Raw genomic sequence first — 11620 nt, forward strand, 5'->3', positions numbered from 1 at the left:
CGGACCTAAGAATATCCGCTTCACAAAATAGAAGATGAAGATAACCAATTTCTAATAGTATAAATCCATTGAAAATAACTGGATAAAAATATAAAAAAGAAAGGAATAATCTATGAAATATACAGAACTGTTTAAAGAATCAAATGAGGAAATCCGTGAACGTTATGAATTATCCATGGAACGTATTGGTACAATCTTAAACGAACAAGTCATGAAAGAACCAGTCAGGGATTATTTTAATAAAACGGCTGAGTTTATCCTGAAAATAAAAGAGTTAGTCACATTGGTAGAAACGGACAAACTGAGTCAGATGACATTGGAAGACCTTAAGAAGCTGAATAATGAGTTATATGAAGATGTAATTCCTGAGAATTATGAGAATAGTTTTGGAAATCCCCGCTACGCAGTAAAAAAGCTGGGTAAAGTCGGAAAACTTCTGTCTTTTTTATATGCGGAAATAAGGGGTATGATAGTTTATGCCTATGAATGCAGATTATTTGATATTACCATTTATTTGGAATTATTTATCGAAGTTTATAATTATTTTGAAGAAGCGGATGATTATACTTATAAAGATGTAAAACGGGCTATTTATGATTTCATCAGTGATTATACAGGGGATATCATTGAATACAGGACAAGGGAATTAATTGATTCCCAGTTATCATTTGTTAATGATATTATTCATAATTGGGATTTAAAGGATTTCAGGTATCTATATCAATTTGGTGAATATATCGGTGAAAATGAATTAAAGACAGCAGAATTCCTAAACAGTCTGACCGAAGAGGAGGTAAAAGCAATGGCTTTTACTTACACGGAAGGATATCGGAGAGGGTTTGCAGCAGCCAGGATTGATTTACGTAAAAAGAGAACAGTAAACATACGTTATAACATTGGATTTGAGAGAATGCTTTATTACGCGGTTGAGTATTTTGCTGAGATGGGGCTTAAACCGGTAATCTATCGTGCCGCAGTAAATACAGTAAATAAGAAACAGCATTTAAAAATCGGTTTTCATTCCACAGGACCAAATAAACAATTTGACTATGATCACCGTTTTGATAATGGTTTATATCTGGATAAGGCATATAACGAACGGAAATTATCCGGTCTTAAGAAAGCTTACGAAAAATATAAAAACGAATCAGCTCTTTATGCCGGTCCTGCTGTAATCCAGGTGTTTGGAGAAAAAAATTTCGCACCGGAGAATAAGGCTGAAGTTATTAAATTAGATAAGAGACAGCAGAAATTATATGTTATGTATAACCGGGCTTCGAACCTGATTACAAACGAATATATTAAAGGAGAAGAAACCAGTTTTACAATTATAGCCTACCCCATTCCGGAAATCGGAGAACAGTTTAAAGATATATTTAAGGAAACGGTTAAAGTAAATACTTTGGATAACCAGACCTATAAAGAAATCCAGCAATCCATCATCGATGTTCTGGATCAGGGAGAGTATGTAAAAATCCTTGGCAGAGGTAAAAACCGCACAGATCTAAAAGTCATGTTATATGAATTAAAAGATCCAGGGACGGAAACGATCTTTGAAAACTGTACTGCAGATGTGAATATACCGGTTGGAGAAGTTTTTACATCACCAAAATTAACCGGTACCGAGGGAACTCTTCATGTAACACAGGTCTATTTAAATGAATTGGAATATATCGATTTAGCCTTACAGTTTGAAGATGGAAAGATAAGTTCTTATACCTGCAGGAATTTTACTTCGGAAGATGAAAACAAACAATTTGTTAAGGAAAATCTTATGTATAATCAGGAAACCCTGCCTCTTGGTGAATTTGCAATCGGAACCAATACAACTGCTTATGTTATGGCTCAGAAATATAAAATAGGAGATAAACTTCCTATTTTGATAGCCGAGAAAACCGGACCTCATTTTGCAGTGGGGGATACCTGCTACCAAATGAGTGAAGATTTAAACTTATATAACCCGGACGGGAAACTTATTGTAGCAAAAGATAATGAGATATCCATATTGAGAAAAACAGATATGGACAAGGCATATTTCAACTGTCATACGGATATAACCATACCTTATGATGAACTTGGAGAAATTACTGTTTACAAAAAGAATGGTGAAACCATCACAATTATTAAAGACGGAAGATTTATACTTCCGGGTACGGAAAAATTAAACGAAGCTTTTAGGTAATCTTAATAACTGGTCGATAATCATAAAGAATTAGGTAATTGTGAAATAAGATTATTGTAGTTATAACCATACAATTAATACAATTTCAGAGCTGAATTTTGCCCTTAAGGCAACTGAAACTATGAAATTGTATTAATTGTATGGTATATTCGGAAAACGATATCGTTTCGCAATTACCTAAATCATAAAGAGTGAAAGCGAGGAAAGTGAAATGGCAGCAAAAGTAGGAATAGTTATGGGCAGTGATTCGGATCTTGAGATCATGAGCAAGGCAGCAGATGTATTGGATGTTCTTCAAATCGAATATGATATTACGGTTATATCCGCCCACAGAATGCCGGATATTTTCTATGATTATGCAAAAACGGCAGAAGAAAAAGGTTATAAGGTCATTATTGCAGGTGCCGGCGGTGCAGCTCATTTACCGGGTATGACAGCAGCCATATTCCCCATGCCGGTTATCGGCGTTCCAATTATGACCAAGTCTTTAGGTGGAGTTGATTCCCTTTATTCCATCGTTCAGATGCCAGGGGGTATACCGGTAGCTACGGTTGCAATCAACGGGGCTCTTAATGCCGGATTATTGGCGGCTAAAATTCTGGCAACCTCAGATCCAGAATTATTAGAACGTATAAAATCTTATGCTTTAGGTTTAAAGGAAAATGTTCTTGCCAAATCAGAAAAACTTGATGAAATGGGCTATAAGGAATATCTGAAAAGTATGTAGTAAACACAGAAGGGACGGAGAGATCCGTCTCTTTTGTGTTTCAAAAGAAAGTTCGGAGAATTTCTCTTTAATAGAAAAAGCCCTCCGGGCAGGATGCGATGGAATGCCCTTAAAAGAGGGGAGCTGGTGGACTTGTCCGCTTAGACTCATTCACAGAAAATTGGGTCTTATTATTTCATTTCATTTATATAATTATCTTATAGGTATGAAATGTTTTATTAATTACACTTATAAACAATATAAGAAAATAATGAAACTGAAAAGTAGGACAAATAATATAGGTTATGTTAAAATAAATATCAGATGAGAATCTTGTAAATGAAGTCAGTGTTTGTATTTATCACTATGAATCAGATATCTAACAAGGAGGATTAACCATGGATTACAAAAAGGCAGGAGTAGATATTGAGGCCGGTTATAAGGCGGTTGAGCTTATGAAAGAACATATCAAAGGAACCATGAGAAGCGAAGTTTTAACCGGAATAGGCGGATTTTCTGGTGCATTTTCCTTAGAGAATTTTAAAAACATGGAACAGCCTACTTTAGTTTCCGGAACGGATGGAGTAGGAACTAAGTTGAAACTGGCATTTATTTTAGATAAACATGATACCATAGGAATTGACTGTGTGGCTATGTGTGTGAATGATATAGCCTGTGCAGGCGGTGAACCCCTATTCTTTTTAGATTATATTGCCTGTGGTAAAAACGAACCTGAAAAAATAGCAACAATCGTCAGTGGTGTGGCGGAGGGCTGCAAACAGGCCGGTGCCGCATTAATCGGGGGTGAAACAGCAGAAATGCCTGGCTTTTATCCTGCCAACGAATATGACCTGGCAGGATTCGCCGTTGGTATTGTAGATCAGAAACAGTTAATTAACGGAAGCAATTTAAAAGCCGGAGATACCATAATCGGAATCGCTTCTTCCGGAATACACAGTAATGGTTATTCCCTTGTAAGAAGCGTTTTTAACATGAAACGGGAAGCTTTGGATACTTATTATGAATCGATTGGGGCTACCTTAGGGGAAGTCCTGTTAACTCCGACTAAAATATATGTAAATGCCTTAAAAGCATTAAAAAGCGGTGGTATTACCGTAAAAGCCTGCAGCCATATAACCGGCGGTGGATTTTATGAGAATATTCCAAGAATGTTAAGCAACGGTATGAACGCCGTAATATATAAAGACAGATATGCAGTACCTCCAATCTTTCAGATGTTATCAAAAGATGGGGCAATTGAAGAAAAAGTTATGTATAATACTTATAATATGGGAATTGGAATGATGATTGCCGTAGATAGTGCTGATGCGGATAAAACCATAAGATTATTACAGCAGACCGGTGAGACAGCTTATATCGTAGGTGAGATAAAAGCCGGAGAGAAAGGTGTTACCATATGCTAAAAGTTGCAGTTTTGGTATCCGGAGGGGGTACAAACCTACAGGCAATCATTGATAATATTGAACAGGGTAATATAAAAAATACAAAAATTGAAATCGTAATCAGTAATAAAAAAAATGTTTATGCATTGGAGAGAGCCCGCAAGGCGGGGATACCCACAGCGGTAATATCACCAAAAAATTATACGGACAGGGATGAATTCAGCAATCAGTTATTAGCTGAAATAAAGAAATACGAAGTTGATTTAATTGTTTTAGCCGGATACCTGGTAATAATACCGGAAATTCTAATTCAGAATTATAGAAATAAAATAATTAATATTCATCCGTCTCTGATTCCTGCTTTTTGCGGGGCCGGTTATTATGGACTGCGGGTACACGAAGCCGTTCTGGAGAGAGGGGTTAAAATTACGGGTGCGACCGTTCATTTTGTCGATGAGGGTACGGATACCGGTCCGATTATACTTCAAAAGGCCGTAGAAGTACAGGAGGGTGATACTCCAAAAGATTTGCAAACAAGAGTTATGGAAGAGGCAGAATGGCATATCCTGCCGGAAGCTATAAACCTTATTGCTTTAAAAAAAGTTAAGATAATAAATAACCGTGTAACTATATTATAAAGCTCTGAAAGGGATTGAAAAGCATGAAAATATTAATCATCGGAAGCGGAGGCAGGGAACATGCCATAGCTTACAAGGTTTCTAAAAGTAAATTAACAGATCAATTATTTTGTGCTCCCGGCAATGCGGGTATTGAAGAATATGCCGCCTGTGTACCGATTGGCGTTATGGAATTTGATAAGCTTGCGGCTTTTGCGAAAAATGAGAAGATTGATTTAACCATAGTCGGCCCGGATGATCCGTTAGTAGCCGGGGTTGTGGATGTATTTGAAGCAAATAATTTAAGAATTTTCGGTCCAAGAAAAAATGCTGCTATAATAGAGGGCTCCAAAGCTTTTTCCAAGGATCTGATGAAAAAATATAATATCCCTACTGCGGCTTATGAAACTTTTGATTCCTCGGAAAAAGCTTTGGAATATCTAAAAACCTGTGATTTCCCCATCGTATTAAAGGCAGACGGGTTGGCACTGGGTAAAGGTGTGTTAATCTGTAATACCTTAGATGAAGCGAATACAGGTGTCAAGGCAATTATGTTAGATAAACAGTTTGGTTCCGCCGGAGATAAGTTAGTAATAGAAGAATTTATGACAGGCAGGGAAGTGTCGGTACTTGCCTTTTGTGACGGAACCAATATAGCAACCATGACAAGTGCCCAGGATCATAAACGTGCAGGAGATGGGGATCAGGGATTAAACACAGGAGGCATGGGCACATTTTCACCAAGTCCTTTTTATACAAAAGAAGTAGATGAGTTTTGTCAGAAGTACATCTATCAGGCTACTATGGATGCTATGAAAGCGGAAGGAAGAGAATTTACCGGTATCCTGTTCTTTGGTTTAATGCTTACAAAAAATGGGCCTAAGGTATTGGAATATAATGCAAGATTTGGGGATCCCGAGACGCAGGTGGTTCTTCCCAGAATGAAAAATGATATTGTTGAAGTGTTTGAAGCCTGTATTGACGGCAGACTTAAGGAAATAAGGCTGGAATTTGATGATAATGCTGCAGTTTGCGTAATATTAGCTTCAGACGGATATCCGGAACACTATGAAAAAGGGTTTATTATAGATGGATTGGATAAATTTATAGGAAAAGACGGATTTTATGCTTTCCATGCCGGAACGAAAAGAACCGCTGACGGAATCTTAACAAATGGTGGACGTGTTATCGGAATCACTGCTACCGGAAAAGATTTAAAAGAAGCCAGGTCAAATGCCTATATGGCTGCCGGCTGGGTAACTTTTAAAAATAAGTATATGCGAAATGATATTGGTAAAGCAATTGATGAAGTATAAAGAGAGAGAATTAATAGAATATTTATCTGGGCGGGTATTTTAAAATATCCGGGGTATATTATTCTTTAAAATTCCTTATCAAAATTCGCCATTCACAATATTAAAATTAATATATAAGACTGAATCCTATCTGGTTTTATCCCATGGAAGAATCTGGAATTAACAGCCTGTTAAAGAGTCCGGACATGGGAGGTGAGAGTACCGGTAAATAGGATACGGTCTTATTTTTATACTTTATAATGATTAATACCATATTCCGGAATAATTATTTTATAATCATTTAAATTGTGCTATAATACCTCAAGATAAAATAAAAAGAGGTATACATATGACAACAGATTTAACGAATGGATCACCCGGCAGGCTTTTGTGGAAATTTTCCATACCCTTGCTTTTAAGTGTAATGTTTCAGCAGCTGTACAGTATCGTAGACAGTGTAGTGGCCGGGCAATATATAGGGGAAGACGCCCTGGCAGCAATTGGAGCTTCTTATCCCGTTACCATGATATTTATTGCGATTGCAACAGGATCTAATATAGGTTGTTCCGTTGTAATATCCACATTATTCGGGGGAAAAGAATATGCTAAAATGAAAACAGCGATCTTCACCTCTTTGATTTCAATATTTTTTATCAGTCTTATTTTAACCATAATAGGAATTTTGGATTGTAATCCCATGTTAAAACTTCTGGATACTCCGGAAAATATTTTTTCAGATGCTTCCGTTTTCTTATGGGACCTTTTATGATAACTACTTTCACGGATTTAATCTTAAGGGTGGTATTATCTTATATATTATCAGGTTTTATGGGTTCTGTTGGTATCTGGCTTTCCTGGCCTATCGGCTGGACGATTGCAGCTTTACTTTCTTTTCGTTTTTATGCGAAAGGGATTTGGAAGAAAATGTTATAGTTATTTCCTAATTATTTGATTATTTGACATATATTATCAAAATGTCACAGAAGTGCCATATGTATTCTGTAACATATTGAAAAAATACAAAGTATTTTTTAGTATAGTCTGCCCTAAGGCTGAACTGTAACAAATTTATTATACATAATAGTTATCTTCGTTGACTTAATAATCTGAGGAGGAAAAAGGGGATGAAAAAAAGTTCAATATATAAATGGTTTGCGATTCTTTTATGTCTGATATTAATATATCCCGGTGGTATCACTTTAAATTCAATAAAAGCAATTGCGGCCACCTATGGAACGGTAACAGCTACCAGTTTAAATATACGTTCCGGCCCGGGAACTAATTATGATAAGGTCCAGGTAAACGGTAGTTTCGCTTATTTAAAAAAGGGTGAAAAATTTACGATAATTAGTAAAAAGGATGGATGGTACAAAATATCATTTACTTTTAGCGGTAAAAAAGCAGAGGGATATGTTATGGATGACTTTATCAAAGTAGCAAACAGTTCATCCACTGCAACTAAACCTGCACCAACCCCAACTCCCACCCCGGCAGCAGGTGGTTCAACGAATCAGACAACAGCTGATTTTAAACTTGCTGCCAGTGTAATGGCAACAAACTTAAATGTAAGGCAAAAACCATCCACTACAAGTACAAAAGTAACTTCTATCATAAAAAATCAGAAAGTAACGGTTTTAAATGAAGTAATTGCCGGAACGGAGAAATGGTATCGGATATCCTTTAAAGTAAGTAATAAAACAAAAACAGGTTACGTATTAAGTGATTTCGTTAAGTTAACCCTGCCAGCCAGTATAAAAGCGGCAGTTAACAGTAAAACAAAAGTGAAGCTTAGAACCGGAGCAGGTGACAGTTATAAATATCTAACAACGAGCAAAGGAACTGCCATAACATTAAGTAATAAGAAAGCAGTAACCATTACACAGGAAGTAACGGATGGGAAAGGGAAGAAGTGGTTTAAAGTATCATTTACCGTAAGCGGTGTAAAATACAGCGGGTATATTTTGGGCAGCCAGATTTTGCTTACAGGGACAGCCTCAACGCCCACTCCAAAACCAACTGCAACGCCTACCCCAAAACCAACGGCAACACCAAAACCAACGGCAACCCCTACTCCAAAACCAACTACAACGCCAACGCCTACCCCAACCCCAACAGATAATTCTGACGATGATACACCGGATGTATTGTCAGATGAAGAATTTGAAGAGAGGATGGACGAGGAAGGATTTCCCGAGAGTTATAAACCGTATCTGAGAGATTTGCATGAAACCTATCCTACGTGGGTATTTAAGGCATTTCAAACCGGACTGGATTGGGATACGGTAATAGAAAAAGAAAGCAAATTAGGTGTCAATTTAATTTCCAATGGAAAAGGCACCGAATGGAAATCCTTAGAAACAGGGGCTTATAACTGGTCTACAGACAGTTTTATTCCATTTGACGGTTCCACCTGGGTCACTCCGTCCAAAGCAGGCTTGGAATATTATATAGACCCCAGAAACTTCTTAAATGAGAAAAGTATATTTCAATATGAGTTATTGACCTATCAAAGTGAATACCAGAATGTTACCGGTGTGGAAGGAATTCTTTATAATACACCGCTATACAATTGTACCTATTCTTATGAAGATGAGGAAGGAGAAACCGCAGAACGTACTTATTCGGAAACCTTTATGGATGCAGCTGAATATTCCGGCGTAAGTCCGTATCATCTGGCAAGCAGGGCAAAACAGGAGGTAGTTACCGGAACTTCTACTTTAAGCTCCAGTGTATCCGGAACCGTGGATGGTTTAGAGGGATACTATAATTTCTATAATATTGGAGCATATAACAGCACCGCAACCGGCGGTGCCGTAGCTAACGGCCTAAAATATGCGAAAAACGGAACAACGAATCAGGAATTAAATGCACAATACCTGATTCCCTGGGACAACCCTTATGATTCCATAGTGGGAGGTGCATATATTATTGGCAGCAATTACATAAAACGGGGACAGGATACTACATACCTGCAGAAATTTAATGTTACCGATACTTCAACCTATTCCCATCAGTATATGTCTAATATTGAAGCTCCTAATGCAGAGGCCAAAAAAACCTTTGCTGCATATGATGTAATGTCAGAGATTCCTATTGCATTCAGTATTCCGGTGTATGAAAATATGCCTGACGAACCCTGTCCGGTTCCGGAAACGGCTTATAATCCGAATAATTGGCTGAAAACGCTGAAAGTAGATGGTTATAGTTTAACCCCGACTTTCGATTTGAAGAAAGACCAGGAATATTCTATCATTGTTGAATCTGACGTGGAAGAAATTAATGTTACTGCTACTACCGTCAGTAAAAAATCCAGTATAGAAGGAACAGGATGTATTCCACTGGATGAGGGAAATAATGAAATTAGAATAACTGTTACAGCAGAAAATGGCGATGTCAGGGAATATCTGATTCATGCTGTAAAAGAAGAAACGGAAGAATAAGCCTGAAGAAGAGATCAGAACCTGTTTTAAAACTTTGTAAAAAAGCACTTATGATAAAATTTCATAAAAGTGCATAAAATCAGGGTTTTTACAGGTTCTTTTTCTCAAGTAACCCAAGAGGCAATTCTAAAGTTTACGAATATGAAATTATACTCAATGGAATACTTAAGATTAAGGAGAAACAAATGGAAACCAATAAAAAAATCTATAAACAATGCTTATCACTTATTTTATTATTGTCTTTAATTTTAATGCCCTATTCTTTTATCAGGGCAGCCAGCGCGACCATTAACATAAAAGCGGATACGGAATCCGCAGCGGTTGGAGATGAAATTACAGTTAGTCTTTCCATATCTTCCGATGCCATGTTAGGAGATTTTGAAGCATATATAACATATAATGCTGATATACTGGAATTTGAAAGTGATGCTTCCTTTATAGCCGGAGGGGAAGGTTTATTAAAACTCACCGATAAAAATTCGGTAAATAAAGAATCTTCCAGGAAGTATATCATGAGATTTACAGCAAAAGCAATAGGCGTAAGCGAAATTGCAATTAAAGATAAAGCAGAAATATATGAATATGAAACCGGAACCGCCATGTCCGTCTCCAGTAACCGGCTGGATATCCGTGTATCTGCGGCTAAAACAGCTTCAGACAATAATAATCTTAAAAGTTTAAAAATAAATCCCGGTAGTTTAAAACCAAAATTTGATCCTAAAATTACAGAATATACAACGAAAATAGATTATGAAAGTAATAAAATTATTCTAAGTGCGGTACCGGAGGACGACAATGCCAAAGTAACGGTTGACGGTAATGAAAATCTTTCGGTAGGAAATAATAAAATCACGGTAAAGGTGAAAGCAGAATCGGGTGAAATGAAAGAATACATTATTACGGCAACTCGGAATGAAGAAAAAGAAAAGGATACGGAAGAGACAATTGAGACAGTGGAATCAGATGACAACCTGGATTCCGTTTCAAAGCAATATGGCAGTATAGAAGATAAGGCAGCAGAAATGGGTAATTTGCTCCTTATAAAAGATGGAGAAGATATTTATATTCAGAATGGTTACCGTTATCAAATCCTAACTCCTGGTGAAGATGTTGCAATACCGGGCGGATATAGTAAGACTTCATTAATATTAGATGATGTAACAGTAACTGCTTATACACCGGAAAATGATCTGAATAGTGATTTCCTGATTTTGTATGCGAAAAATGAAGCAGGGGAAACAGGATTCTATCAGTATGACAGAGTGGAAGAAACCTTACAGCGGTATACCAAAAGCAGAGAAGGAAATAAGGTGGTTATGTCCGGTAATTTAATGCAATCTGAAGAATATAAAGCAAAATTAACCACAATGGGTATTGTTTTAGCAATATTGGGTTGCGTCTGTATTATTCTTTCTGTGGCATTAATCAGGTTATATTTAAAAAACAGAGAAGAAGAATAAGAGGTATAGGCGAAAATTGGAGACACTAAGTGAATATCAATGACACTAAGTTTATCTTGACAATAGATAGTAATCTGTTATACTAATAATATAACATATATAACGAACAATTAGGAGGTGGATGATTTGATAGTAAGAATCGATTTTAACAGCGAAGAAGCTTTTTATATCCAACTTCGCAATCAAATCATTTTCGGGATTGCAAATGCAGAGTTAAGAGTTGGGGATAATCTGCCTTCTGTTCGGGAATTAGCAGAAGATATTGGAATTAACATGCATACAGTAAATAAAGCATATACTATGTTAAAACAGGAAGGGTATGTAAAGCTTGACCGCAGAAAAGGAACTGTAGTTGCAATTAACGCAGATAAATTTAAGGCAATGGAAGAACTGTCCTGTGACTTGAGGGTAATATTGGCGAAAGCCATTTGTAAGAATATAAGCTGTGAAGAAATACATGGTTTGGTGAATAAAATATTTGACGATTTTAATGTAGAATAGTAACCGAAATCAGAAC

10 protein-coding genes are annotated in these 11620 nt (G+C 36.7%); all 10 read left to right on the top strand.

Features of this window, described 5'->3' with window-relative positions; all coding sequences use genetic code 11:
• Positions 1-112 precede the first annotated feature (112 nt).
• The 10 genes from Ana3638_RS10575 (at position 113) to Ana3638_RS10620 (ending at position 11604) form a co-directional block, all read left to right on the top strand.
• Complete coding sequence (locus tag Ana3638_RS10575; RefSeq protein WP_161837992.1) at positions 113-2182, top strand: aminopeptidase; 2070 nt, start codon at positions 113-115, stop codon at positions 2180-2182.
• Between the two features lie 211 nt (positions 2183-2393).
• Complete coding sequence (purE, locus tag Ana3638_RS10580) at positions 2394-2909, top strand: 5-(carboxyamino)imidazole ribonucleotide mutase (protein WP_161837993.1); 516 nt, start codon at positions 2394-2396, stop codon at positions 2907-2909.
• A gap of 377 nt (positions 2910-3286) precedes the next feature.
• Positions 3287-4312: a phosphoribosylformylglycinamidine cyclo-ligase gene (gene purM, locus Ana3638_RS10585; RefSeq protein ID WP_161837994.1), complete on the top strand. Its 1026-nt coding sequence runs from the start codon at positions 3287-3289 to the stop codon at positions 4310-4312.
• Positions 4306-4929 (top strand): phosphoribosylglycinamide formyltransferase, encoded by a 624-nt coding sequence (purN, locus tag Ana3638_RS10590; RefSeq protein ID WP_161837995.1) that lies wholly within the window; start codon positions 4306-4308, stop codon positions 4927-4929. Before purM ends, purN begins: the two co-directional genes overlap by 7 nt.
• A 23-nt stretch (positions 4930-4952) precedes the next feature.
• On the top strand, positions 4953-6224 hold the full coding sequence (gene purD, locus Ana3638_RS10595) for a phosphoribosylamine--glycine ligase (RefSeq protein ID WP_161837996.1): 1272 nt from the start codon (positions 4953-4955) through the stop codon (positions 6222-6224).
• 328 nt (positions 6225-6552) lie between these two features.
• Positions 6553-6972 carry an MATE family efflux transporter gene (locus Ana3638_RS10600; RefSeq protein WP_161837997.1) on the top strand — a complete coding sequence of 140 codons (420 nt, stop codon included), beginning with the start codon at positions 6553-6555 and terminating at the stop codon, positions 6970-6972.
• The gene (locus Ana3638_RS10605) at positions 6969-7136 is read left to right on the top strand and encodes a hypothetical protein (protein WP_161837998.1); all 168 of its coding nucleotides are present in this window, start codon (positions 6969-6971) and stop codon (positions 7134-7136) included. Before Ana3638_RS10600 ends, Ana3638_RS10605 begins: the two co-directional genes overlap by 4 nt.
• 191 nt (positions 7137-7327) lie before the next feature.
• On the top strand, positions 7328-9643 hold the full coding sequence (locus Ana3638_RS10610; protein ID WP_161837999.1) for an SH3 domain-containing protein: 2316 nt from the start codon (positions 7328-7330) through the stop codon (positions 9641-9643).
• Between the two features lie 185 nt (positions 9644-9828).
• Entirely contained in the window at positions 9829-11103 is a 1275-nt protein-coding gene (locus Ana3638_RS10615) for a cadherin-like beta sandwich domain-containing protein (protein ID WP_161838000.1), read from the top strand.
• Positions 11104-11229: 126 nt separating this feature from the next.
• Positions 11230-11604 (top strand): GntR family transcriptional regulator, encoded by a 375-nt coding sequence (locus Ana3638_RS10620; protein ID WP_161838001.1) that lies wholly within the window; start codon positions 11230-11232, stop codon positions 11602-11604.
• The last annotated feature ends 16 nt before the right edge of the window (positions 11605-11620 follow it).

The sequence above is a fragment of the Anaerocolumna sedimenticola genome, from assembly GCF_009931695.1.
GTDB classification, from domain to species: Bacteria; Bacillota; Clostridia; order Lachnospirales; family Lachnospiraceae; genus Anaerocolumna; species Anaerocolumna sedimenticola.

Coding starts and splice junctions, on each gene's coding strand:
- Ana3638_RS10575 (WP_161837992.1), top strand. CDS start 113: ATGAAATATACAGAACTGTTTAAAGAATCAAATGAGGAAATCCGTGAA.
- purE (WP_161837993.1), top strand. CDS start 2,394: ATGGCAGCAAAAGTAGGAATAGTTATGGGCAGTGATTCGGATCTTGAG.
- purM (WP_161837994.1), top strand. CDS start 3,287: ATGGATTACAAAAAGGCAGGAGTAGATATTGAGGCCGGTTATAAGGCG.
- purN (WP_161837995.1), top strand. CDS start 4,306: ATGCTAAAAGTTGCAGTTTTGGTATCCGGAGGGGGTACAAACCTACAG.
- purD (WP_161837996.1), top strand. CDS start 4,953: ATGAAAATATTAATCATCGGAAGCGGAGGCAGGGAACATGCCATAGCT.
- Ana3638_RS10600 (WP_161837997.1), top strand. CDS start 6,553: ATGACAACAGATTTAACGAATGGATCACCCGGCAGGCTTTTGTGGAAA.
- Ana3638_RS10605 (WP_161837998.1), top strand. CDS start 6,969: ATGATAACTACTTTCACGGATTTAATCTTAAGGGTGGTATTATCTTAT.
- Ana3638_RS10610 (WP_161837999.1), top strand. CDS start 7,328: ATGAAAAAAAGTTCAATATATAAATGGTTTGCGATTCTTTTATGTCTG.
- Ana3638_RS10615 (WP_161838000.1), top strand. CDS start 9,829: ATGGAAACCAATAAAAAAATCTATAAACAATGCTTATCACTTATTTTA.